Origin of the sequence: Xenorhabdus griffiniae (assembly GCF_037265215.1) — a bacterium.
GTDB classification, from domain to species: Bacteria; Pseudomonadota; Gammaproteobacteria; order Enterobacterales; family Enterobacteriaceae; genus Xenorhabdus; species Xenorhabdus griffiniae.
In genome coordinates this window covers 4,661,509-4,686,699 of sequence record NZ_CP147737.1, presented here as the reverse complement: position 1 = coordinate 4,686,699, position 25,191 = coordinate 4,661,509, and the positions used below count along the sequence as shown (strand labels likewise).

Sequence of the window (25,191 nt, the reverse complement as noted above, 5' to 3'; positions counted from 1 at the left end):
ATCACGGCCCAGAGTCTGGTATACAGCAAGATTTCAGGATATTTCCCTGCCTAAGCTGCTGTCGTCAGTGGGGTTAAGTGCTATTATACGCAGCAAAGATATACCCAATAGACGTCAAGTTACAGTAATAAAGCTGGGTATAAAGTGAACTGACTATTTAGAGGTGAGCCAAATGATTATTGTCACTGGTGGCGCAGGGTTTATTGGCAGCAATATTGTCAAGGCACTGAATGATGAGGGCTATAAGGATATTCTGGTTGTTGATAACCTGAAAGACGGCACAAAGTTCGTCAATTTGGTTGATTTGGATATCACCGATTATATGGATAAGGAAGACTTCATTGCCAGTATCGTGGCAGGTGATGATTTAGGTGACATTGATGCTATTTTCCATGAAGGTGCTTGTTCATCCACAACAGAATGGGATGGTAAGTATATGATGGACAATAATTATCAGTATTCTAAAGATGTTCTGCATTACTGCCTTGAGCGCCAAATCCCCTTCCTGTACGCCTCTTCTGCTGCTACTTATGGCGGCCGCAGTGACAATTTTATTGAAGAGCGCCAATATGAAAAACCTCTCAATGTCTATGGCTACTCCAAGTTCCTATTTGATCAATATGTTCGTGATATTTTGCCCCATGCGGATTCACAAATTTGCGGCTTCCGTTATTTCAATGTGTACGGGCCGCGCGAAGGTCATAAAGGCAGTATGGCGAGTGTCGCCTATCATTTAAATAACCAGATTCACCAGGGACAGAATCCGAAGTTATTTGCTGGCAGTGAGAATTTCCGCCGCGATTTTATCTATGTTGGCGATGTTGCCGCCGTCAATCTATGGTTCTGGCAAAATGGCGTTTCCGGCATTTTTAACTGTGGAACAGGCCGCGCTGAATCTTTCCAGGCTGTCGCAGATGCTGTGATTGAATTCCATAAAGAAAAATCTCCAGCCGCCGAATACATCGACTTTCCAGAAAAATTAAAAGGCCGTTACCAGAGTTTTACTCAGGCAGATCTGACAAAACTTCGCGCTGCTGGCTATCAAAAACCGTTCAAGACGGTTGCCGAAGGCGTCGCTGAATATATGCAATGGCTCAATCAGGATAATTAATCGATTTCTATGAAGATATTGGTGATCGGCCCATCATGGGTGGGTGACATGATGATGTCACAAAGCCTCTACCGTACTTTGAAAGATTTGCACCCCAATGCAGAAATTGATGTGATGGCACCCGCATGGTGTCGTCCATTACTGGCAAAAATGCCAGAAGTGCATCAGGCATTAGCCATGCCACTTGGTCATGGTGCCCTGGCCTTGGGTGAGCGCCGACGCCTTGGGCTGGCATTACGTGAAAATAGATATGATCGTGCTTATATATTACCCAATTCATTCAAATCTGCATTGGTCCCTTTCTTCGCCAATATCCCGCAACGGACAGGCTGGCGTGGTGAGATGCGTTACGGATTATTAAATGACATCCGAGTCCTGAATAAAAGTGCTTTTCCACTCATGGTTCAACGCTATATCGCTCTCGCGTATGAAGGGAAAAATATACGTAGCGCCGATGATCTTCCACAACCTTTGTTATGGCCGCGATTAAGTGTCAATGACGAAGATATTGCCGAATCAACTTCAGCCTTCAATATTTCCGATCACCGCCCTATTATTGGTTTCTGCCCTGGTGCTGAGTTCGGACCAGCCAAGCGCTGGCCACATTATCACTATGCTGCCCTCGCTGAACAGTTAATTACCCAAAAAGGCTACCAAATTTTGCTGTTTGGTTCTGACAAAGATCATCAGGCAGGTGAAGATATTCGCGCACTGTTAAGCGATGATGCCCGCGAATATTGTCTCAATCTGGCAGGAAAAACCTCGCTTGAACAAGCGGTAAATGTCATCGCAGCTTGTGATGCCATCGTCACAAACGACTCAGGTTTGATGCATGTAGCGGCAGCCTTAAACCGGCCGCTGGTGGCATTATATGGGCCAAGTAGCCCGGATTTTACCCCGCCATTATCAAATAAGGCCGAAGTGATCCGCCTGATTACGGGTTACCACAAAATCAGAAAAGGCGACAGCGATGGTGGCTATCACCAAAGTCTGATCGATATTCAACCTGAAAGAGTTCTATCTTCATTAGCAAAACTGCTACAGGCGGAGAGCCAAAATTAATGCGTGTTTTACTGGTAAAAACGTCTTCGATGGGAGATGTGTTACATACTCTGCCGGCGTTAACTGATGCAAAACAGCAGCTTCCTGATATTCAATTTGATTGGGTAGTGGAAGAGGGGTTTGCCCAAATTCCAACCTGGCACTATGCGGTCAAAAATGTGATCCCCGTGGCTATTCGCCGCTGGCGAAAAAATTGGTTTAGGAAGGATATTCGTGAAGAACGGGCACAATTTCGGCAACAACTGCAACAGCACCAATATGACGCTATCATTGATGCTCAAGGTCTGTTAAAAAGCGCTTTTTTGGTAACGCGATTAGCACATGGCCCAAAGCATGGTTACGATCGAAAAAGCATCCGTGAGCCCATCGCCAGCTTCTTCTATGATCATTGTCATGCTGTCAGCAAGCAACAACACGCGGTTGAACGCACTCGGGCTTTATTTGCTGATAGTTTGGGGTATAAAAAACCGTCAGGGCAAGGTAATTACGCCATCGCCCGCCATTTTTTGCACCAGCAAACTAATGGCCAAAATAATTATCTCGTTTTTCTCCATGCAACAACGCGCGATGAAAAACATTGGCCTGAAGATCATTGGCGGCAGCTTATCGCAGATATCCAGACAACGGGTATGCGCATTAAATTGCCTTGGGGCGCTGAGCATGAATATCAGCGAGCATTAAGGCTAGCGGAAGGGTTTTCCCATGTTGATGTTCTGCCAAAACTGACTTTGGCTGAAGTTGCACATGTTATTGCGGGGGCACAAGCCGTAGTTTCAGTTGATACGGGCTTAAGCCATCTGACAGCGGCACTTGATCGACCCAATATTACGCTATTTGGGCCGACTGATCCTGGTTTAATCGGTGGATATGGTAAAGAGCAGCATCCTTTGAAATCGGCGGATAATACGATGCAAGGTGTTACTTCAGGGGAAGTTATGCTGCTCTTGCAGAACACATTAAAAAAGCACTTTGCCTAGCGGCAATGTTTCACACCAACGATTTTTGTATTCAAAAGTAGGATTGCCTAAGGAGTAACGCATGGTTTTATCATCCCTGATGACACAATGCTTTTGCTTCTTGGACATTCACCCACATCAAGATACTACCAACGCTGAGATGAGCATATTCAGGATCATAACCACCATTAATGGCATCAAAAGAAATCCATTTGGGGCTTTCTGCCCACAGGACAAAATCATAAGCACAAGGCTTGCCGTTAATCAGTAATACATTGCCAAATATATGCTCGCGAAGCTCAGTGTATATTTCAAGGAAATGCTTTTTCTGCTCTTCAGAATGGCCGTTATTCCAACGCTTTTGGTACAGATCAATATAAATATCTACCAACTCTTCTGCACTGAATTCACTTGAGGGACGAATTTCTCCTCCTGCACGCTTAAATTTGTTGATCTCGTTACTGCGATTACGGCGAGTTTTGTAAGAAAAACTATCTTTGATTAAGCAAATTTGGCGCTTACTGAAAAGAGGTCTATAACTAGCATTGATAAAATTCTTTTCATGAATAGGCGATAATCGCTTTGATTTTATAGGTAAAAATAATTTTGCATCCGTTACAATAGGGAAAACAATTTCATCATATGAAACTGGATATTTAGTTTGCATTTCTTCAATCAGCTTTTTATTTTCAAAAGAAAAACAGGCACCTTTAATTCCAGATGCTGTTTTTTTGATATAAAAACAAAACTGTCCATCAAGATGTTTATCCAAAAAAGATACAATATTGGGATGAGTTAATGTACATCCGCCAAAAAGAGCATGTGCTTCTTTATACTGTGCAAAATTGCATTCTATCCATCCTGAAAAAAGTGTTTTTGTAGCTTCTATAGAAAGCATCTCCATAAAGGTACTCTTTATTTTATCTGAAAATAATCAAAAATATGTCGAATGTGTTATTTTACACCAAAATAACGAAATAGAATATATTGCAATCAATAATATGTATTTATTATTATAAAAATTAATAATAATTTATATTTATTACATAAACGTTAAAAAAATCATAACTAGGGAGATTTAAATACATAAATGTCTATACCAATCTAACTTCAAGATGCATGTGGTTTCATATAGTGTTGTAAATTGCAACTTGAAGTTTAACGAGTATATATAAATTTAGACAATAAAAAGACTAGTTTTTTGCTAGCTTTAAGAACAACCTAAAACCAAATTTTATTTAAAATAACTTTTAATTTTCATTTTATAAAATTTTTTCTTGAAACTAAATCTAATTCTGCAATCTAGCAGAAAATCCAAAATGGATATATTGCCAATCATATCCATTAATAAACACAGATATTTATCTGATAGACAATCATGATATTTATATACAAGCTCTATTGCATGACAAACAGTTAATTTCCTAAATTCTTTACCAAACAATTTATCATCTACTAGTATGACCTCTGCCATAATATTTATTTTATCTTTATTTATAGATCCAGATAGACTATCTTCTCTTTTAATATAATTATAATATTTCGTTTTTGTATAAAAAATTTTCTCACACTTAATTAATATAGATGAAAATGATAGAGCATCTTCATAGCATGAGACTTCTGGAAAATTGCTTCCTGTAAATAAATCTCTCTTAAAAAACTTACCACATGAATGAGCCTGGTACTTTTTATGAATTAAATATTCCTTTATTGCCGTATTCCTATCGAATAGGACCGGGGATATTAAATGAGATTTATGTATTATATCACTAGATTTCCTGACTTCTTGCAATGAACTAACTAGCATATCCGGTTTATTTTGCATAAGGAAATCAATAAATTCTTTCATGGAGAAATATGATAGAAAATCATCACCATCAACAAAAGTAATGTATTCACCACGACTTTTTTCTACAGCATACTTTTTTACTTTCCCTAAACTTCTAAATTCTTTTCTTATATATATAAAAGACTCATTTTCCTCAGAGAACCTTTTTAAAATAGATGGAGTTGCATCAGACGAACTATCATCTATCAACAAAACCTCATATAAATAAGGTTCTAAATCATATAAAGAATCTTTTATGCTATTGATGCATTTTGAAATTAGTTTTTCTAAATTATGTGCAGCCACAACAATTGATAATATTTTTTGAGAGGCTGGATATATATTTTTTGCGTTAGTCATAATAATTATTATTAATGTTACAATCTATAAATAAGTAATACCATAAAATAAAAATAATATCTATGGTATCACTCCTATCATCTTTTGTTTTTTTGAATAGGCTTATCTTTACCTTACATCATGGCAGTTTTAATTGGTAGTATTCTGCTAATGTCATGCCTTGAACCAATTGGTTAATAAAATTAAACAAACCTTCCAAGTCTCGATAAAGTTGTTCAATTTGTTCTTCACTCTTAAAGGTTGGGCTTCCACCAGGCATAAACTCAGACGAGTGCAGCATAAATTCAATATAGTCATTACCAGATGCCAATGTTTTCTGGACTACAGCTTTCATTTGCGCCAAATTCCCACCTTTTGGTCTCAGCCAATTAACCGATGGTGAACGCTGTTTTCCTCTCAATCGATCATATTTCTGCTTAATGAAATTCATAACTCCAGAGTGCTTATATTGAATACTCATTGGTACTTGCAATAACGATGAATCACCTTCTTTGGAAATATCTTGCAAATCCATAAAATAAGCCTGATCAGGAAAACGGCTATAATCTGTTCCCCCATTTCCATTAGGATCTCCCTTGGTAAAGCTCCAATTAACTTTTGGTGTAACTGAGCAGTCTACCTGATACCCATATTCAACCAACAATTGTGCATAATATTCATTAAATGCCCAACGCCCGGCACGATGGCTCAACATTTTAGTTTGGAGCTTGTCTTCCAAAAGATGAGTCATTAAATCAATTTTTGCTTTAATCTGATCTTTAGGATATTCAATCAGATATGGCTTATAACGCATATCATCGCCAGTGAGAGAAGTAATAGGTGGGCTATTCCAGGCATGTAAATGCATACCGATTTCACCCGCATTTCTGGCGATCACATCCTTGGCAAATTCAATATAACTATCATCCATTGCCATTTCATAGTTAGTTAACCAAACAGGCTTGAAGCCAAAACGCTCACATAAGCTCTGAAATCGTGGTAAATATCGCGTATTTTTGGTAGAGATTTGCTCATCGTTTTGCCAAAGGTTATCACCTTCAGTATCAATTGTGATGATAAACGCAGGTTGTGTCATAAGATACATACCCAAAATTAAATAAAATACAATGTAAAATACAACATCCCAACTTCTTTCAAAGTTTATTTTTCTATCAAGGCTAAGTATTTACCAAGCACAATTTCTAAATCGAAATGTTTATACATATCTTCTGTAATGATTGGTGGATTTTGATAAACCAACCGCATTTTTTCTGCTAATGATCCAGAAGTCAGTTCAGATTTGTATTGTTCTAATTCATTCACCATAATCTCACTAATACCACCTGGACAATTCGTGCTGACAATAGGCGTATGACAAATCAGCGCTTCAATCAAAACATTACCCAACCCTTCACTATCAGAGCTTAATACAACAGCTTTAGCACCTCGTATGACCGGTAATGGATTAACTAAAAAACCAATTAGAAAAACTTTAGATTGTAAGCCTAGTTTTTCAATTTTTTGTTTAATTTCTTTAGTTATACCATAATCCCCCTGACCCGCGATCAACAATTTACAGGGAAGATCAGCTTTGGCAAAAGCATCCAATAAACGGTCATGACGTTTTACATTGTGGAAACGCCCTAAATGAAGAAAATAATTCTCATCGGAATAGGGATTTATTTCCAAAGAATGATTTTTAATTTCAGCTAGATTGAATGGATTATAAATAGTGACCATTTTTTTAGGTGTCAACGATAAATTTTCTTTCAAATCCAAACCAACAGCATCAGAAACACAAATTAAGTTACGATCTTGATAAACATGTTGGATTTTCCATTTCTTAATCCAACGAGATAACCCCACTTTATTCTCAAGATACGATTTTGAAAACACACCGTGAATACAAAACCATACATTTAACTTGGCCAATATCTTAGACTTCGCAACAATACGATCTGTTTTATGTAAATTAGATATCACTAACACAGGTGTGCCTTTTTGAAGAAAGACTTTAGACAGAACTTTATCCATAGATTTAGCTCTACGAATAATTTCAGTCTGTCTTCTAAAAGGCCCTCTATATTCATCAGCATTAATGATTAATTCAACATTATCTGGGATCGGATATTCACATCTGTCAGAGAGAGATAACAGGGTAATATCAAAACCTTTTTGTTGCAGGCCACGGCACAAGCGAATTGTAACATTCTCAGCTCCTCCTCCCGGTAATCCATCTATGATAAATAAAATATGCCCTTTCATAAGGAAAGCACCTTGTTATACAGTTCCGTAAGCTGCTGAGACAAATAAGCAGGAGTGTGGTTCACTATTTTCTCTTTTGATAACATTGAGATCTTACTAGTCAAATGGTCTGCTGGCACTAAAGAAATAGCTTCAGCCAAAGCCGAAATATCGAGGGCATCACACACAAAGCCATTCTCACCTGAAACAATGAATTCAGCACCCCCACAAGTTTCACTAGTTATGACGGGCAAGCCACATGCCATGGCTTCCAAAATAACATTCGGGAAAGGATCATATAATGTTGGTAGTAATAATCCATCTGCCATTTGATAAAATGGTAATGTCTTTTTCTGCATCCCCAGAAACCGAACTCGGCCATGACAGCCAAGCGAGTTGGCAAGCTGCTTATATTTACTTTCTTCTTTATCCTGGCCCACTACAGCCAGATAAGCATTCGTCATGCTGATAGCTTCTATCGCAGCTTTCAATCCTTTTCTTTCAAAACCAGAACCAACATATACCAAACATTTCGCTTGTGCAGGAATAGCGTATTTCTGTCGTAATGCGAGCCGTTCAGCTTCTCCAACAGGAAAAAATTGTGACTGATCAATGGCATTATAGATAACAGAAATTTTCTCATCGGGCAGATCAAAATCTGCCATCACCTCACGCTTAACCATCTGAGAGTTGCAAATAACCTTTTTTAATGCGGTAGAGAGATACATTCTTTTCTCAGCTCCCATAACATAACGATGATAACGACTGGAAAAAAGCAGTTTGCTTTTCCAAGATGGCAAGATCCGTGATCTTTGCTGCAACCAACGTTGATGAACACCATCCCCTGCTCGATACACATCACATCCAGCAATGCGTTCATGGCTTTGAACGATATCGAATTTCTCCTTTTGCCAAATGCGCCTTGCAGCCTCTGCAAATTTCTGCTCGCGGCTAATCCGACCCCATTTAAAAGGATTTGCCAAATGTACATGCCAATTAGGATTGCGACTCCCTTCCCAAGAGCGAGTAATTACGTTCAATTCCAAGCTGCCATTATCCAATGCCTCAAGTGCCCTGGAAATAAAACGTTCCGCACCTCCATCAGGCCGATATTTTTGCCGGACAATGGCAAGGCGCATAGGTTTCATGATAAATATCTCCGGGCAGCAGTAATTACGACATCAGTAGGGATAAGATCCAAAAAACGAGTATCTGTTTTGGTATCAATATCATCAGGATCAGGTAATTTACCGTAATTCCCCGCCCAAATCACTTCTCCATTAGCATTCCATGGACTCCAAAAAGCTAATTTAGAGGGCCCAAATAATGCAATACAAGGTATTTTCAGCGCAGCCGCCATATGCATGGGAACAGAATCAACCCCAATAAACAACTTGGCATGAGCAATCAATGCCCCAAGCTGGGGTAACGTAATCTGGCCTGCCAAAGAGACAATATTTTTCTGATTACAGGTAGATAAAATTTTTGCCACCATCTCTTTTTCCCGTGATTCCGTTCCTGATGTCACAACAATTGAATGTCCATCTGCTTGCAAGGCATTAATGGTTTCACTCATTTTCTCATCATTCCAGCACTTGAAAAACCAGCGGGATGCCGGGTGGATAACAATATACTTTTGATGAATTCCACCCATGTATAAAAGATTTGCTACCTTATGCCAATCGTCTTCACTATAACTCATTGTTACATTGAAATTGATACTGGAAAGATTAATCGGTTTCAGCACTGATAAATTCTGTTCAACGACATGTAGAAATTCTTCACCTTCAGTAGAAACCAAATCACTAAAACAGATTTTCCATAACCAGTTTTGTCGCTTGGGAAAATCAAAGGCAATACGGGTTGAAGCACGAGAAATTTTAGATACCAGAGCGCTATACCACTGATCAGCAAGATTAATGACGAGATCGTATTTTCTTTTCCTCAACTGATTCAGTAAACGCCAATGATGGGTGATATAAGCTTTTAGACCTTCCTTTTTCCATTGCCTATCAACGGAAAAAATATGGAATACGGGAGCGAAATTTATCAACATTGGCGCTGTTTCTTTGTACAATAAAACATCAACTTCAGCGTCAGGAAAATTTTCTTTCAACGTATTCACAACTGGTGTGATAAGCAATGTATCACCATGATGTCTTAGTTTTATGATAAGAATCTTTTCAAACCCAGGGGATATTTTACCCATTGTGTTTCCAATATTCGCAATTGAGGCAGAAATCTTATTAATTATATTCTAAAGGCAGCAACTCTCCCCTTCCATCTTTAGATATCAAGTATATTCACTGGCACACAACATATCCACATTTTACACACTTTCTTCAAGCCAATGTGGTACTATAACCGCAGTCCATGTCAGTGAATTTGATAGAATGTTGCTTCGCTTATATCAGGTACTTCTCTACCTTATCCAACCAATTATCTGGTTACGTCTGCTGCTGCGCAGCCGCAAATCCCCCGCGTACCGTAAACGCTGGGGAGAGCGCTATGGCTTCTGCGCTAAAAAGGTGGCCCCAGGTGGGATCTTACTGCATTCCGTTTCTGTTGGAGAAACATTGGCGGCCATTCCGCTCGTACGGATCTTACGGCACCATTACCCTTTTTTGCCCATTACGATAACAACCATGACACCGACGGGTTCTGAAAGGGTTCTGTCTGCCCTGGGTAATGATGTTAACCATGTATACCTTCCCTATGACTTGCCAGGTTCAATGCGACGTTTTCTCGATCACGTTAATCCCAAGCTAGTGATCATTATGGAAACTGAACTATGGCCAAACCTGATTACTCAGTTACATCAACGGGAAATTCCACTGGTTATCGCCAACGCGAGACTATCAGCCCGCTCTGCTGCGGGATACCAGAAAATTAGCAATTTTATTAAGACCATTTTAAATAAAATCACGTTGATTGCCGCACAAAATCAGGAAGATGGTGAACGCTTTATCGAATTGGGATTAAGACGCTCCCAACTCTCTGTCACTGGTAGCCTTAAGTTCGATATTTCTGTTACACCAGAACTCGCAGCAAAGGCCGTCACATTACGTCGCCAATGGGCACCCCATCGTCCAGTATGGATAGCAACCAGTACCCATGATGGGGAAGAGACAATTATTCTGGACGCACATTGCAAGCTGCTTAAACAATTCCCTGATCTGTTGTTAATTCTAGTGCCCCGCCATCCTGAACGTTTTGGTAAAGCCGCTGAGTTGACCCAAAAAGCGGGATTAAACGCGATCTTACGCAGTGCTAACACTATTCCTGACACCAATGTGCAAGTGGTTATTGGCGATACAATGGGCGAATTGATGCTCTTGTATGGTATCGCTGATCTGGCTTTTGTCGGAGGGAGCCTGATAGAACGTGGAGGACATAACCCGCTGGAAGCTGCTGCTCATGCCATTCCTGTTATCATGGGCCCACACACATTCAACTTTAAAGATATTTGTGCCAAGCTGCATAAAGCGGATGGATTGATTACTGTTACAGATAGCCAATCATTAAGTTCAGCTATCAATAGCCTGCTGACAGATGAAGATTACCGACGCTATTACGGCCACCACGCCGCAGAAGTCCTGCATGAAAACCAAGGTGCTCTTCAACGCTTGCTAAAATTACTGGAACCTTACCTCCCTCCAAGGAGACATTGATGATTGCCAAAAAACGCCTGTCCGTTGTCATGATCACCAAAAATGCCGCTGATGTGATTGCAGATTGTCTGCTTTCTGTGAATTGGGCGGATGAAATCATCGTTCTGGATTCAGGCAGCACCGATACAACTTGCCAAATAGCCAGCGAAATGGGGGCAAAAGTTTACTCAAATACCCAATGGCCTGGCTTCGGACGGCAACGGCAACTCGCGCAATTCTATGCCAGCGGTGATTACATCTTTATGATTGATGCCGATGAACGCGTAACGCCAGAACTAAAAGCATCCATTGAACAAATCTTGGTAAATCCTGATGACAATAAAGTCTATAGCTGCGCGCGCCTCAATCTGTTTATGGGGAGATTTATGCAACACAGTGGCTGGTATCCTGATAGGGTTATTCGCCTTTATTGCCGTGAACGTTACCAATACAACGACAATCAAGTTCACGAATCCCTTGATATTCAAAGCGCATCTATCGTGACGCTAAAGGGCGACTTACGTCACTTAACCTGCCGTAATCTGATGGAGTTCCAGCAAAAACAATTAAATTATGCAAGAGATTGGGCAAAGCATCGCTACGATCAAGGCAAAAAAACCCGTTATTTTTCTATAATAAGCCATACCCTGGGCGCGTTTTTCAAAACCTGGTTATTAAGGGCAGGTTTTTTGGATGGCAAGCAAGGTCTGATATTGGCTATTGTGAATGCCCAGTATACATTCAATAAATACGCTGCATTGTGGGAAATGGCTCAAACAAAGGGTAAGAACAATGATGAAAAGAAAAGCGATTTATCCCGGCACCTTTGACCCCATCACTTATGGTCATCTTGATATTGTTACTCGTGCCGCAAACATGTTCGACCATGTTTTATTGGCTATCGCTAATAGTGATAGAAAAAGCCCCATGTTCAGTTTGGAAGAGCGTGTCGCGTTGGCAAAAGAAGTCACGGCTCATCTGGAAAATGTCGATGTGATTGGGTTTAGCGAACTGATGGTTAATTTTGCCAAAAAGCAGCAGGCCAACATCTTAATCCGCGGAGTTCGTTCTGTTTCTGATTTTGAATATGAATGGCAACTTGCCAATATGAATCGACATTTTATGCCTGAGCTGGAAAGTGTTTTTTTATTGCCTTCCCAAACCCTGTCCTTTGTCTCATCATCCTTAATCAAGGATGTTGCTCGCCATGATGGCGACGTCTCATCCTTCCTGTCAAAGCCAGTTGCGCAGGCAATGTTAAAAAAATTAGGTAAATAATACATTATACGGGGCAACTATCTTCTGCCCCCCAATATCTTTAATGCTGGCACTGACGACAGAAAAATGTACTACGTTGCCCCACTTTTACACACTCGATTTTCTCACCGCATAGCGGACAAAGTTCACCTTTCTTACCGTAGACAAACAACTCTTGAGCAAAATATCCCGGTTTACCATCAGATTGCAGAAAATCTTTCAGTGTCGTTCCACCTTGCTCAATGGAACGACGTAAAATTTGTTTGATTATATCGGCCAATAAATAGGCTTCTTGCTGCGTTAATGAATTCACGGGGCGTTCAGGCAAGATATGTGCAACAAACAACGCTTCGTTGGCATAGATATTCCCAACACCAACAACAACTTTGTTATCCATCAACCAAGATTTGATAGCCGCTTTTTTGTTGCGAGAAACCGTGTAAAGGTATTCGCCATCAAACTGCTCAGAAAGAGGCTCAGGACCTAAATGAGCCAGTACGGAACACTCTTTGAGATTGTCACTCCATAACCACGCCCCAAAACGTCGGGGATCGGTATACCGGAGAATTTTGCCATCAGCCATAACCAAATCAACATGATCATGCTTTGCCGGAGGCTGTGCATCCAACAGGACACGCAAACTGCCAGACATTCCTAAGTGGATAATAATCCAGCCCTCCGGCAACTCAAGCAATAAGTATTTTGCCCGCCGTTGAACACTCAACACTGGTCGGTCTGAAAGCGTCATAATTTGCTCGGAAACAGGCCAGCGCAAACGTGCATTTCTGACCTCAGCATATTGGATCACATTACCAACCAAGTGAGGTTCAATCCCCCGGCGACTGGTTTCTACCTCTGGTAGTTCCGGCATACCTACTCCTTGAATAAATTATCTACGATATTGTTCTGAGAATATTGGATCTAAGCAGATTACAATACCGTTTTCATGTATCATTTGCAGCCAGATTTGATTGAGATAACAGGGAAAGAGACTCACTGAGACAATATTTCCTCTATCACTCCCATAATTAACTTCGCCCTCTGATCCCAGTTAAAACGTTCTGTAACCAGCCGTTGAGAATAGTCAACTTTCGCCATCATTTCAGCGGGATGATTAATCAGCCATTGAATCTGTTCAGCAAAACTCGCTGCATCTTCACTATCAGCAAAATTTACCGCGTTTTCATCAACAGCATCACGAATGGATGGGAAATCAGAAATAACCACAGGCTTACCCATAGCCATATATTCAAACAGCTTGAGAGGAGAGGTATAGCGGCTGCCAATACTGGTTTTCGTCAATGGCAGAACACAAATATCACTACCAGCAATAACCTGAAAGCGTTTCCTGGGTTGAACAAAACCAAGGAAATTAACTTTATCACTCACACCAATTTGTTCAGCAGTCCGTCGCAATCGCTCAATTTGTTCAGTAGTACCACCGGCAATATTCAGTTCAACATTATCTAAGTAGGACATGGCTTGCATTACCGTTGGGATACCTTTCCAACGATGTAAGCTACCCAAATAAAGCACTTTTTTAGGAAGAGCACTGTTGGGTTCACTGCCAGCAAGCGTCAGCCTGGCAGATTCAACTGCCAGCATATCAACCCCATCGGGAGCCACAACAATCGGTGTTTTGACACTGTATTGCTTATAAATATCGTCTCGTAATAGAGAAGTCAGGGCAAAAACAACCTTAGAACCCGCATAAACCTGCTGTTCAATTTTTCTCAGTTTATGATACTTGCGTTGGTTTCTACGATTGAGAAAATCATGGGATTCTCTAAACGACTGAGAAAATACTTCATGGCTTTCAAAGAAATGAGGAATATCCGAATGATTACACAGCAGGTAATTCGCCATTTTAATATTGCGGGTAAAAAGGGCATCAACTTGATGCTCTTTAAGCCAGCGCGAAACCTGCAAATAAAACAGTTTCTGAGTATTTAGCGGGAAATACCATTTTCTACGTATATCGTGCAGGGCGATTAGCTCCACAGAAGGCGGTAATGACCTGCCAAGAATTTCCTCAACTTGGCTTTGGCCTTTTGGGGTAATCAGACAAACACTATGCCCCTGGCGAGCAAAAGCGTCTACATTCTGCAAAATTTGTAGTGACGCAACCCGATAATCAGGTACAGGATAAGGATCAATATACGCAATTTTCATTATTTTTTATGGCGTTCAATAAACGGCTAGCAGAATGTTCCCAAGTGTACATCGTTTCAATCCTCTGACGGGCAGATTTCCCCATCTTTTCTCCTCTATCCGGCAAAGATAAAAGATGATTTACCGCCTCAGCAATAGCCATAGCATCACCTGGTGTCACCAAAATACCAGCACTGCCTTCATTACCAACCACTTCTGGTATTCCACCAATATAGCTGGCAATCACAGGGCGTCCACATGCCATCGCTTCAGCAATCGTAATACCAAATGCCTCATCACCAATACTGGGGAAAACACCGGCATCACCCGCCGCATAAAATTCAGGTAATTGATCATGACCAACTGGAGGATGAAAAATGACGACTTTTTCTAGCTGCAAAGCAGTAACCCGCTTTTTAAGCGATTTCAAATCTTCACCTTCACCAATAATCAATAACTTTACATCCTTGTTCCGCAACAAGGCCATTGCATCAATGGCGACTTTCATCCCTTTCCAACCAACCAACCTGCCAGCAAACGTTAACAGAAACGTTTTCTCATTGATACCTAATCGAGTTCGGACATCCGAGTCGGCTGGTTTGAATTTATCGATATCTACCCCATTATAGATGACGCTCGGAAATTGCTTGAAATGATGTTGAATCTGCCAGGCGTTAAAATGGCTACATGCAACCCATGCAGATATTTTTTTACCTAATACCCGATCCCCGTTAAAAAAACTGGTTCCACCACTCATATAACAAAACCGGGTACGGGATGTTTCAGGCATCATTCTGGGCCAGAAAAAATCAAAAGGCTTGGTCAAAATCACCCAATCAAAATTTTCAGCAATAACTGTTGCACGGGCATGACGGGCAAAAGAATAACGTTCAACAATACGTTGGAAACGGCGTCCAATGTTAAGCACGCGTTCTCTGGGAATAAATGGAAAAGTATGAATAGGAATATTTCTTTCGCCTAATGCAGGCCGAACGTCACCAGTACCACCGAAAATATGAACTTCATGCCCCGCATCTGTCAACGATTTGGCTAATTCCCAAACAGCGGTTTGAATGCCGCCGTATGACATGGTAACAGTAACATCGATAAATCCTATCTTCATTTGGTGTATTATCCTTTCATTCATTTTTCAGCAAGTACTGAACAGAATGCCAGACTTGATCTACCGATATTGCTGACATTGTATCTTGACGCGTTGCCTGTCGATAATCTACAGGATGTTCAATAACCACTAATTTTGGATGTTGTTGAGGTGCGAGAAAACGCCCTGGGTGAAAACTATGATACAAAGCAACCATTGGTATTCCCAAGGCCCCAGCCAGATGAGTTGTTCCCGTATCAACGCCCACATACAAATTAAGTTGACTCATGATTGCCGCGTTTTGCCGCATCGTAGTCTTACCCGCCAATGATGAGCATCTGTTTGTGCCCAATTTCTCAGCCAGCATTCGCGCATTGTCTTCACTCTCTTTACTGCCTAACAGCAAAATATGCGCATGCGGATAATCTCGATAAATACGTTGGGCTAATTCGTAAAAATGTTCTACCGGCCAATCACGATAGGCCTTTGCAGGAAAACTCTGTAATTGAAAACCTATTCTTAATTGTCGTTCTATCCCTTGCCGCTGAAGAAAATTTCTGGCGTACTCCGCTTCATGCGGGCTTACATTATACTGCAAACGCCAATTACTCACTTCAACCCCAAGTGAATCAATTAACAACGCCCTTTCCTGTTGGGCAGGCATAAGTTCTCTGGGCCTTGCTATAGCATACTCATTTGATTTTTTACCAGAGATATCCGAAAAATAAACGGCCAAGTTTGCTACACGTTTAGCATACTGCAATAAGGATTTATCCTGACCATAAACTAATGCCAGATCATAATGCCGACGAGAAAACCAGCCACACCATTTAGCCTTGCCTTTTGAAAACCCTTTCAATTGATTAATTAAATCGATATTTTCAAGGATTTCTTTCGTTTTTTTATGCACAAATATATCAATATTTGCCTCCGGCCATTTTTCTTTCAGGGCACGAATAACCGGAGTTATTAGCAAAGTGTCACCAAAACGGGCAATATTGATGATTAGAATATTTTGGGGTTGCATAATAATGAATATTAAATTATCAATCCAAAGATTGGAACGCCTAAGGTACTATACAGTAAAGTGAGTTACTGTTCTATTTACGGTTAATACAGTAGGCGTATAAAAATAAAGCTAATGACATTTCAACTAGTTAATAAAAAGCATAGATTACTCTGCCAATGCAGATAAAAATAATATAAACAAAATATTACCGCTTGTTTTCCATACTGGAATAAAAAATAGACTCCATTTTTTCTAACATATTATCCATGCCAAATAAGTGAATTGCTCGTCGCAATGAAGCCTCTCCCATTTGTAAACGTAGCTCTGCATCATGCATTAATAAATCTAACTTTTCTGTTAATTGTTCGACATTTCTAGGTTCGATAATATACCCTGTATCGCCATCAATTACAGCTTCTGTAATCGCGCCCACCGATGTAGAGACGACAGGTAATCCACACGCCATTGCCTGCATGATGCCTTGAGGTACACCTTCATTACCAAACGAAGGCAGAGCAAAGATATCCATCGCATTTAAACAATCAGGAACATCCTGACGATTACCAAGAAAGATGACACTCTCTGCCAACCCTTCCTGTTGAACTCGCGGCTCTAAATTCTTTCTTTGGGGGCCATCTCCCACAAACAGCAATTGCCAATCAGGATAACGCTGATGGAGAATTTTCCAACTATCAAGCAGGTAACGATGGCCTTTCCACGTTCTCATTGTGGCAACAATACCCAGTGTTGGTTTGTCTTTGATGCCAATACGCTGACGACTTAAGGACTTACTTTCAGGATGAAAACGGGACAAATCGATCCCTGTCGGCACAGAGGTCATATGAGATAGCGGATAGTTATTATGTACATGCAAATATTGGCGTAGTTTTTCCCCAGTTGTCACAATATGCTGACCTGCGTGCAAATACAGCCAACGAGTCGCAATGGATTTTGAAACATGGGTTGAAACATGGCGAGTTCGGACTATCGGAGGCATACCTCTTAATGTGGCACATGCTGCCGCCACCAGCCAAGAATCAGTAGAGCTATGAGTATTGATGACATCGAACTGGCGACCTTCTGTTTTTAGCCAGTGACGCATTGCCCGAAGACAAGAAAGACGTTTTTTTTCAATTGGGAGCGCAACAACAGGCACACCATAGTGATGAGCTTCACGGTAAAGGGTTGAAGTTGGACAACAAACGATAACCACACGGTGTCCACGCTGTATCATGCCTTGAGACTCTGTCAGGATACGAATTTCCTGCCCTCCCCAACCACACGATGATTCTGTATGTAAGATATTCAAAGTCTTTCTAACCATTTTAGCGCTACACCTGACGGTTCATAATTGAAAAAAACGGTAGTATAACTGAACAATGCACAGGTCTACACGCACAACCCAATTTAAAATAAGCTACGTGGCATTATCAGCAGATATAAAAAAGCCCAGCATAATGCTGGGCTTTTTATCATCCACTAAAATTATTTAATTTTAGCTTCTTTGTACATAACATGCTGACGAACAACTGGATCGAATTTTTTCATTTCCAGTTTTTCAGGCATAGTACGCTTGTTCTTCGTAGTGGTATAGAAGTGACCTGTACCAGCGGAAGAAACTAGCTTGATTTTATCGCGAATACCTTTAGCCATTTTTCAGCTCCTTAGTACTTCTCACCACGGGCACGCAGTTCGGCCAGAACTGTGTCGATGCCTTTTTTGTCAATCACACGCATACCTTTAGCAGATACACGCAGAGTTACAAAACGTTTCTCAGACTCAACCCAGAAACGATGAGAGTGCAGGTTAGGCAGAAAACGACGCTTAGTCGCATTTAATGCGTGGGAGCGGTTGTTACCACTCACCGGACGCTTGCCAGTAACTTGGCAGACTCGGGACATGTCTATTCTCCAAAAATCAAATCAGCTCGAGCTTTGTATTGGGTGTGACCGCCTCGTCAGGCTTAGGAGCCCATCTCAGCAAACTTTCTTTACTGAAAAAAGGTTACTGAAAAGAACGTCACTGAAAAGACTCACATTTTCCCAGTAAAAAAACTTACTGAGATAGGCTCTTCTCGTCAAACCCAAGATCCTCAAAGGTGGCGTAGTATACGCCCTCATTCGCTGATGCTCAAGTCCCGAACAACTAAGATCTGATCGTATCGCGAAAAAACGGTATTAAATCCAACCTCTTTCCATAAATGAGACACAAGATTGCTTGCCAATAACGATATGATCCAAAACCTTAACGCCAACCAAGTCACACGCGTTAATAATTTTTTCTGTCACCAATTTATCTGCCAGGCTAGGTTCTGGATTGCCGGAAGGGTGATTATGAGCAAGAATAATTGATGCAGCATTGACTTTAACCGCCTGTTTCACAATTTCACGCGGGTGAACTTCAACTTTGTTTATCGTTCCTTTAAACATTTCATCATGGCAGATGACTTTATTTTGGTTAGTTAAAAACAGCACCACAAATATCTCCCGATCTTGCCAGGATAATAAATCCTGCAAATAATTCTGAGTTATCGTGGGGCTGCTCATAACATCTTCATGGATAAATTGACTGGAGAAAAACCGTTTTGCCAATTCAGATATCGCCTGCAATTGGACATACTTACATCTCCCCATGCCTTTATGTGCACAAAAGTCATCGTAATCCGCGGATAGAAGGTGATAAAGCGAACCAAATGATTTCAGTAAGTATTCTGCCATTTGTACGACAGGAATGCCCCTGGAACCTGTACGTAAAAAGATAGCCAATAACTCCGCGTCTGTTAGGGAAACAGCACCATAAGCCAACAATTTCTCACGGGGAAGAAGATTCAAATGCAATTCATCGTTTCTTTCCATTACTGTTAAATCCACAATTTCTTCCCCCTTTTCAATATCCTTTGTTCCAATCCCTTACCCTATATACGCACTAAACTTCAAGCTGCAATTTACAACACGATATGAAACCTGATTTCTCCCCGCTTCGCGGGGAGAAATTACATGCATCTTGAAGTGAGATTGGTATAGCTCTCCATAACGATGGATACCATCACTCATCTACATTTCGTACCTACTATCCCATGATGAAAAAATCACCGCCAGATCGACTTGCGAGGCTTGCGCAGTGCTTCGCAAACTTGCCATTTTTGGCTGTTTAAATAGGGAGGGTTCTCAACGCAATATTTTCTTGTGATAGAATCTTAAGGAATTGCAACTGATATCTGGACAATCAAAATGACAGGATTTTCTGGTAAACAACTTTCTGGTAAACAGATAGTCCTTGGAATCAGCGGAGGGATCGCCGCTTACAAAACTGCTGAATTAGTGCGTCGTTTGCGTGATCGTGGTGCCCTGGTACGCGTTGTCATGACTCCGGCAGCCGAAGCTTTCATCACTCCACTAACCTTACAGGCAGTATCTGGCTATCCAGTCTCAGATGACCTTCTAGACCCTGCAGCCGAAGCCGCCATGGGGCATATCGAACTGGCAAAATGGGCTGATTTAATTATTCTCGCACCCGCTACTGCTGATCTGCTGGCGCGTCTGGCTGCAGGTATGGCGAATGATTTAGTCACCACAATCTGCCTGGCTTCCGCTGCACCTATTGCTGTTTCCCCCGCAATGAACCAACAGATGTACCGAGCACAGGCCACCCAGCATAACCTGCAGGTACTTAAAGAGCGTAACGTATTAATTTGGGGGCCAGATGAAGGCAGCCAGGCATGTGGTGATGTCGGGCCAGGGAGAATGTTGGAACCAATGACTATCGTCGAACGGACAATGCAACATTTCAACACCGAGCCAAATCTTTCTGGTCTGCACATCGCTATTACCGCAGGACCAACCCGTGAAGCCTTGGACCCTGTCCGTTTCATCAGCAATCACAGCTCCGGTAAAATGGGGTTTTCCATTGCACAAGCCGCGGCAGAGCGTGGCGCTGAGGTGACATTAATTACCGGCCCCGTTAATTTACCCACACCACAAGGCGTTAAACGTATTGATGTCAATAGTGCATTGGAAATGTATGAACAGGCTCAAGCTACGGCAACCTCACAGCATATCTTTATCGGTTGCGCTGCCGTGTCTGACTATCGTTTCAAGCAAATCTCAACAGAGAAAATCAAAAAGCAGGGTGATGAAATCATATTTACACTGGTGAAAAATCCTGACATTGTAGCGAGCGTTGCGGCCATGGAAAGAAATCGTCCCTTTGTCGTTGGATTTGCAGCCGAAACCCAGAATGTGGAAGAATACGCCCGCGGAAAACTCAAGCAGAAGAATCTGGACTTGATTTGCGCAAATGATGTATCCCTGGCCGGACACGGTTTCAACAGTGATACTAACGCATTACATCTATTCTGGCATGATGGTAGTGTTCAGTTACCCCACAGTGGTAAATTGCAACTCAGCCACCGCTTATTAGACGAGATACTCAAACGCTATGATGAAAAAAATCGACGTTAAAATCCTTGATCCCCGCATCGGGCAAGAATTTCCTTTACCGACTTATGCTACGCCTGGCTCTGCGGGTTTAGATTTACGTGCTTGTCTGGATAATGCGGTGGAACTACCTCCTGGCCAAACTGAGCTTCTGCCAACGGGGATTGCTATCCATATTGCAGATGAACAATTGGCGGCAGTGATTCTCCCTCGTTCTGGCCTGGGTCACAAACATGGCGTTGTTCTGGGTAATTTGGTGGGGCTTATCGATTCGGATTATCAGGGGCAATTGATGGTTTCAGTTTGGAACCGTGGTGATAAAACTTTCATCATCGAACCCGGTGAACGCATCGCCCAGATGGTTTTTGTACCCGTTGTACAGGCTGAATTTAATTTGGTTGCAGATTTTGAGACAAGCCAGCGTGGCAGTGGTGGATTTGGCCATTCCGGTCGTCAATAACTTTCCATAAGGCCTGATACCGTCAACCGATTTTCATATTTTTTGCTCACAATGTTATCGCTTTTGACAGCAATAGCATGGTGGCAAAAAATAGCTGGATTTGTTTTGCTGTTTTAGCAGGGGTCTTACCAGACATGGCAGAAAAAGAACGTACAAAAAAGAAAAATAGACGTGAGGAAATCTTGCAGGCACTGGCACATATGCTGGAATCCAGTGATGGCAGCCAACGCATTACTACTGCAAAACTTGCCGCAAACGTTGGTGTTTCGGAAGCAGCCCTTTACCGTCATTTTCCGAGCAAAACCCGGATGTTTGATAGCTTGATTGAGTTTATTGAAGATTCTTTAATTTCACGCATCAATCTGATCCTGCAAGATGAAAAAGACACCATCACACGCATTCGGTTAATCCTCGTCCTGCTTTTGGGTTTTGCAGAACGGAATCCGGGGCTGACCCGTATTATGACCGGCCATGCTCTAATGTTCGAACAAGACAGATTGCAAAATCGCATCAACCAGCTATTTGAGCGAATTGAAATGCAACTTCGCCAAATTTTAAAAGAAAGAAAAATTCGTGACGGGCGAGGATTCGCTTATGACGAATCTGTGTTGGCATCACAGTTACTGGCATTTTGTGAAGGGATGCTCTCCCGTTTTGTTCGCTCTGAATTTCGCTATCGTCCGACAACGGAATTTGAAGTACGCTGGCCATTGATATTGACCCAACTGCAATAATTTAATCCACTACAATCGCTTATCGCAGTATCGTAAGTTCATATCCTTATCCAGTGAATGATAACGTGCAGATTTTTTATTGAGTTGTGTTAATATGTGCTGGCTCATTGAGTTCACGACTAAGTGACTTAATAATGGCATCATTGTCGCAATCCTTGCCATATATAGATAGATGCCATTTCTACTACTCACCCCGCCCATCCTTGGGCGAGGGATTTTTTTCACTCAATCCAAATTACTCACCATCAAATACCATATTCTTTGCGATAAGCTTCTACTGCTTCCAGATGAGGTTGCATCTCTGGATTTTCTCGCAAGTAACTCACCAAGTCATTCAAGGTAATGATGGAAAAGACTTGGCAATGGTAGTCACGTTCAACTTCTTGAATCGCTGAAAGTGTTTCACGCCCACGTTCCTGACGGTCCAGACACAAAATCACACCGGATAATGTTGCTCCGTGCTGCTTAATGATTTCCATCGACTCACGAATCGCCGTACCTGCGGTAATGACATCATCCACAACCACAACATTGCCTTGCAGAGGACTTCCAACCAGCGATCCACCTTCACCATGATCTTTAGCTTCTTTGCGGTTAAAGCAATAAGGCATATCGATATCATGATGTTCAGCCAATGCTACTGCGGTAGTTGTTGCAATCGGGATCCCCTTATAAGCCGGTCCGAACAGCAAATCGCACTTAATTCCGCTATCTAGCAACGCTGCTGCATAGAAACGACCAATCAACGCCAAGTCACGTCCGGTATTAAACAGGCCCGCATTAAAAAAGTACGGGCTTTTGCGACCAGATTTCAGCGTAAATTCGCCAAATTTCAGCACCTGCTTTTCCAGTGCCAGCTCAATAAATTCGCGCTGATAGGCTTTCATTGGGGTTTCTCCTCTTTGATCTCTTGTCATTCATTACTATTTATTGCAGGTAAATTTATTGCAGGCATAAAAAAGGCGACTCTTCAGCCGCCTGATTTATTTATTATTTTAATGGTTCTTGTTCTAACGCATCTCGCTGCGCTTTGAAAATCGTATCCAATCCCTCTTTTGCCAATGAAAGCAGTGAGAGCAACTCATCATGGCTGAACGGTTCACCTTCTGCCGTACCCTGCACTTCAATCATTCTGCCATCATCCATCATGACGATATTCATGTCAGTTTCAGCCGCAGAGTCTTCGACATATTCCAGATCGCAACGTCCTTCACCCTCAACGATGCCAACAGACACTGCCGCAACCATTGCTTTTAGCGGGCTTTCTTTCAGTTTGCCTTCCGCAACTAGCTTATTTAGGGCATCGACCAGAGCCACACAAGCGCCAGAAATAGCCGCAGTACGAGTACCGCCATCCGCTTGAATCACATCACAATCCAGCGTAATAGTGAATTCACCCAGCTTTTTTAAGTCGATGGCAGCACGCAATGAACGCGCAATCAGGCGTTGGATTTCCATCGTGCGGCCTGTTTGCTTACCTTTGGCAGCTTCGCGCGCATTACGGCTATTGGTTGCCCGTGGTAACATGCCGTATTCAGCGGTGATCCAGCCTTGTCCCTGGCCTTTTAGAAAACGGGGAATTCCTTCTTCAACAGAGGCATTACATAACACTTTGGTATCTCCAAATTCCACCAAAACAGAGCCTTCCGCATGTTTGGTGTAATGACGAGTCATTTTAATAGGACGCACCTGCCCTGCTGACCTTCCTGCTGGACGCTTTCCTACTAAGCTCATAGTGTTATCTCCGTTGTTCGTATATTTTAGGGGCGCATTATACGGCCTAAAGCGGCGAATGCCTATCCTGCATCTACACAGAGCGCTATAATCCGCACATCATTTTATAAATTGGGAACGAATTATGATCCGTAGTATGACTGCTTTTGCACGGAGAGATATCAGGGGAGATTGGGGAAATGCAGCGTGGGAACTGCGTTCTGTCAATCAGCGTTACTTGGAAACCTATATTCGCCTGCCAGAGCAATTCAGGAGCCTTGAACCGGTCATCCGCGAACGCATTCGTTCCCGCCTGACGCGCGGCAAAGTGGAATGTAACTTGCGTTTTGAGTTAGATACCTTTGCTCAGAATTCCCTGATCCTGAATGAAAAGCTGGCAAAACAACTGGTTCAAGCAGCAAGCTGGGTTAAACAGCAGAGTAATGAAGGTGAAATTAATCCGGTAGATATCTTACGCTGGCCGGGTGTGATGTCTGCCGAAGAGCAAGATTTAGACGCTATTAGTGCACAATTGTTAGCGGAATTAGATCTGACGCTGGATTCTTTTATCCAGAGTCGTGAAACCGAAGGACAAGCACTCAAGACTCTGATTGAACAGCGTTTGGATGCGGTAACTGTGGAAGTGGCTAAAGTCCGAGAACAAATGCCGGCAATTCTGCAATGGCAGCGTGAGCGCTTACAGACCAAGCTGGAAGAAGCACAAATTCAGTTAGATAATAATCGCCTTGAGCAAGAGCTAATTTTATTAGCCCAGCGTATTGATGTAGCAGAAGAGTTGGATCGTCTGGATGCCCATGTCAAAGAAACACGTAATATTCTGAAGAAAAAAGAAGCCGTCGGCCGCCGACTGGATTTTATGATGCAGGAATTTAACCGCGAATCGAATACACTGGCTTCAAAATCAATTAATGCGGATGTGACAAATTCTGCAATTGAGTTGAAGGTACTGATTGAGCAGATGCGCGAGCAGATTCAAAATATTGAATAACGTTTCTTAGCAAATCACAATATTTCATGAAGCCAGTATATACGTTGTTATAGCTGGCTTTTTTATTATCAGAGCATTGCTGAACGAATCACAGTAGCGCATGATTAGTGGGTACACCTAGGTGTACACC

General features: G+C 41.8%; 27 protein-coding genes. 10 read left to right on the top strand and 17 right to left on the bottom strand.

Going from position 1 to position 25,191, the window contains the following annotated elements; translation table 11 throughout:
- The first annotated feature begins 172 nt into the window (after positions 1–172).
- The 3 genes from rfaD to rfaC are packed head-to-tail and all read left to right on the top strand — an operon-like array spanning position 173 to position 3,150.
- On the top strand, positions 173–1,111 hold the full coding sequence (rfaD, locus tag WDV75_RS21550) for an ADP-glyceromanno-heptose 6-epimerase (protein WP_273557781.1): 939 nt from the start codon (positions 173–175) through the stop codon (positions 1,109–1,111).
- A 9-nt stretch (positions 1,112–1,120) separates the two neighbouring features.
- Positions 1,121–2,173, top strand: coding sequence for an ADP-heptose--LPS heptosyltransferase RfaF (rfaF, locus tag WDV75_RS21545; protein ID WP_273557782.1), 1,053 nt, complete (start codon positions 1,121–1,123; stop codon positions 2,171–2,173).
- Positions 2,173–3,150, top strand: coding sequence for a lipopolysaccharide heptosyltransferase RfaC (rfaC, locus tag WDV75_RS21540; protein WP_273557783.1), 978 nt, complete (start codon positions 2,173–2,175; stop codon positions 3,148–3,150). Before rfaF ends, rfaC begins: the two co-directional genes overlap by 1 nt.
- On the opposite strand, the gene WDV75_RS21535 is transcribed toward rfaC, so the two are convergent.
- The 7 genes from WDV75_RS21535 to rfaQ all read right to left on the bottom strand — a co-directional run bounded on the left by WDV75_RS21535 (position 3,130) and on the right by rfaQ (position 9,749).
- A complete protein-coding gene (locus WDV75_RS21535) occupies positions 3,130–3,213 on the bottom strand; it encodes a hypothetical protein (RefSeq protein WP_273557865.1) in 84 nt (27 codons plus the stop codon). The genes rfaC and WDV75_RS21535 overlap by 21 nt on opposite strands.
- Before the next feature lie 7 nt (positions 3,214–3,220).
- A complete protein-coding gene (locus WDV75_RS21530; protein ID WP_273557784.1) occupies positions 3,221–4,033 on the bottom strand; it encodes a GNAT family N-acetyltransferase in 813 nt (270 codons plus the stop codon).
- 330 nt (positions 4,034–4,363) lie between these two features.
- Positions 4,364–5,317, bottom strand: coding sequence for a glycosyltransferase family 2 protein (locus tag WDV75_RS21525; protein WP_273557785.1), 954 nt, complete (start codon positions 5,315–5,317; stop codon positions 4,364–4,366).
- Between the two features lie 118 nt (positions 5,318–5,435).
- Positions 5,436–6,392 (bottom strand): polysaccharide deacetylase family protein, encoded by a 957-nt coding sequence (locus tag WDV75_RS21520; protein WP_273557786.1) that lies wholly within the window; start codon positions 6,390–6,392, stop codon positions 5,436–5,438.
- Positions 6,393–6,457: 65 nt separating this feature from the next.
- Positions 6,458–7,561 (bottom strand): glycosyltransferase, encoded by a 1,104-nt coding sequence (locus WDV75_RS21515; protein ID WP_273557787.1) that lies wholly within the window; start codon positions 7,559–7,561, stop codon positions 6,458–6,460.
- Complete coding sequence (locus WDV75_RS21510) at positions 7,558–8,688, bottom strand: glycosyltransferase family 4 protein (protein ID WP_273557788.1); 1,131 nt, start codon at positions 8,686–8,688, stop codon at positions 7,558–7,560. The genes WDV75_RS21515 and WDV75_RS21510 overlap by 4 nt, the downstream gene beginning before the upstream one ends.
- Positions 8,685–9,749 carry a putative lipopolysaccharide heptosyltransferase III gene (gene rfaQ / locus WDV75_RS21505; protein WP_273557789.1) on the bottom strand — a complete coding sequence of 355 codons (1,065 nt, stop codon included), beginning with the start codon at positions 9,747–9,749 and terminating at the stop codon, positions 8,685–8,687. The genes WDV75_RS21510 and rfaQ overlap by 4 nt, the downstream gene beginning before the upstream one ends.
- 184 nt (positions 9,750–9,933) lie before the next feature.
- Between rfaQ and waaA the strand changes: the two genes are divergently transcribed.
- From waaA to coaD, 3 genes are read left to right on the top strand one after another with little or no spacing between them, the layout of a single operon-like run.
- Complete coding sequence (gene waaA / locus WDV75_RS21500; protein WP_273557790.1) at positions 9,934–11,211, top strand: lipid IV(A) 3-deoxy-D-manno-octulosonic acid transferase; 1,278 nt, start codon at positions 9,934–9,936, stop codon at positions 11,209–11,211.
- Positions 11,211–12,020, top strand: a complete 810-nt coding sequence (locus tag WDV75_RS21495) for a glycosyltransferase family 2 protein (protein WP_273557791.1) — start codon at positions 11,211–11,213, stop codon at positions 12,018–12,020. Before waaA ends, WDV75_RS21495 begins: the two co-directional genes overlap by 1 nt.
- The gene (gene coaD, locus WDV75_RS21490) at positions 11,986–12,468 is read left to right on the top strand and encodes a pantetheine-phosphate adenylyltransferase (RefSeq protein WP_189759456.1); all 483 of its coding nucleotides are present in this window, start codon (positions 11,986–11,988) and stop codon (positions 12,466–12,468) included. Before WDV75_RS21495 ends, coaD begins: the two co-directional genes overlap by 35 nt.
- A gap of 40 nt (positions 12,469–12,508) precedes the next feature.
- On the opposite strand, the gene mutM is transcribed toward coaD, so the two are convergent.
- The 8 genes from mutM to radC form a co-directional block, all read right to left on the bottom strand.
- Entirely contained in the window at positions 12,509–13,318 is an 810-nt protein-coding gene (gene mutM, locus WDV75_RS21485; protein ID WP_189759426.1) for a bifunctional DNA-formamidopyrimidine glycosylase/DNA-(apurinic or apyrimidinic site) lyase, read from the bottom strand.
- 122 nt (positions 13,319–13,440) lie between these two features.
- Positions 13,441–14,619, bottom strand: coding sequence for a glycosyltransferase family 4 protein (locus WDV75_RS21480; protein ID WP_273557792.1), 1,179 nt, complete (start codon positions 14,617–14,619; stop codon positions 13,441–13,443).
- Positions 14,600–15,721: a glycosyltransferase family 4 protein gene (locus tag WDV75_RS21475; protein WP_273557793.1), complete on the bottom strand. Its 1,122-nt coding sequence runs from the start codon at positions 15,719–15,721 to the stop codon at positions 14,600–14,602. The genes WDV75_RS21480 and WDV75_RS21475 overlap by 20 nt, the downstream gene beginning before the upstream one ends.
- 16 nt (positions 15,722–15,737) lie before the next feature.
- Entirely contained in the window at positions 15,738–16,727 is a 990-nt protein-coding gene (locus WDV75_RS21470) for a glycosyltransferase family 9 protein (RefSeq protein WP_273557794.1), read from the bottom strand.
- Positions 16,728–16,914: 187 nt separating this feature from the next.
- Complete coding sequence (locus WDV75_RS21465) at positions 16,915–18,033, bottom strand: glycosyltransferase family 4 protein (protein ID WP_273557795.1); 1,119 nt, start codon at positions 18,031–18,033, stop codon at positions 16,915–16,917.
- Positions 18,034–18,194: 161 nt separating this feature from the next.
- Positions 18,195–18,362 (bottom strand): 50S ribosomal protein L33, encoded by a 168-nt coding sequence (rpmG, locus tag WDV75_RS21460; RefSeq protein WP_010847629.1) that lies wholly within the window; start codon positions 18,360–18,362, stop codon positions 18,195–18,197.
- 11 nt (positions 18,363–18,373) lie between these two features.
- A complete protein-coding gene (gene rpmB / locus WDV75_RS21455; protein ID WP_038239873.1) occupies positions 18,374–18,610 on the bottom strand; it encodes a 50S ribosomal protein L28 in 237 nt (78 codons plus the stop codon).
- Positions 18,611–18,886: 276 nt separating this feature from the next.
- A complete protein-coding gene (gene radC, locus WDV75_RS21450; protein WP_273557796.1) occupies positions 18,887–19,564 on the bottom strand; it encodes a RadC family protein in 678 nt (225 codons plus the stop codon).
- 375 nt (positions 19,565–19,939) lie between these two features.
- Here radC and coaBC point away from each other — a divergent pair, with 375 nt between their 5' ends.
- From coaBC to slmA, 3 genes are all read left to right on the top strand, one after another.
- Entirely contained in the window at positions 19,940–21,169 is a 1,230-nt protein-coding gene (coaBC, locus tag WDV75_RS21445; protein WP_273557798.1) for a bifunctional phosphopantothenoylcysteine decarboxylase/phosphopantothenate--cysteine ligase CoaBC, read from the top strand.
- On the top strand, positions 21,147–21,605 hold the full coding sequence (gene dut, locus WDV75_RS21440) for a dUTP diphosphatase (protein ID WP_273557799.1): 459 nt from the start codon (positions 21,147–21,149) through the stop codon (positions 21,603–21,605). Before coaBC ends, dut begins: the two co-directional genes overlap by 23 nt.
- A 134-nt stretch (positions 21,606–21,739) precedes the next feature.
- Positions 21,740–22,339 (top strand): nucleoid occlusion factor SlmA, encoded by a 600-nt coding sequence (gene slmA / locus WDV75_RS21435; protein ID WP_189759419.1) that lies wholly within the window; start codon positions 21,740–21,742, stop codon positions 22,337–22,339.
- Between the two features lie 245 nt (positions 22,340–22,584).
- On the opposite strand, the gene pyrE is transcribed toward slmA, so the two are convergent.
- Positions 22,585–23,226 (bottom strand): orotate phosphoribosyltransferase, encoded by a 642-nt coding sequence (gene pyrE / locus WDV75_RS21430; RefSeq protein WP_189759418.1) that lies wholly within the window; start codon positions 23,224–23,226, stop codon positions 22,585–22,587.
- A gap of 103 nt (positions 23,227–23,329) precedes the next feature.
- Complete coding sequence (rph, locus tag WDV75_RS21425; protein WP_273557800.1) at positions 23,330–24,073, bottom strand: ribonuclease PH; 744 nt, start codon at positions 24,071–24,073, stop codon at positions 23,330–23,332.
- Between the two features lie 124 nt (positions 24,074–24,197).
- Here rph and WDV75_RS21420 point away from each other — a divergent pair, with 124 nt between their 5' ends.
- Entirely contained in the window at positions 24,198–25,061 is an 864-nt protein-coding gene (locus tag WDV75_RS21420) for a YicC/YloC family endoribonuclease (protein ID WP_273557801.1), read from the top strand.
- Positions 25,062–25,191: the final 130 nt, after the last annotated feature.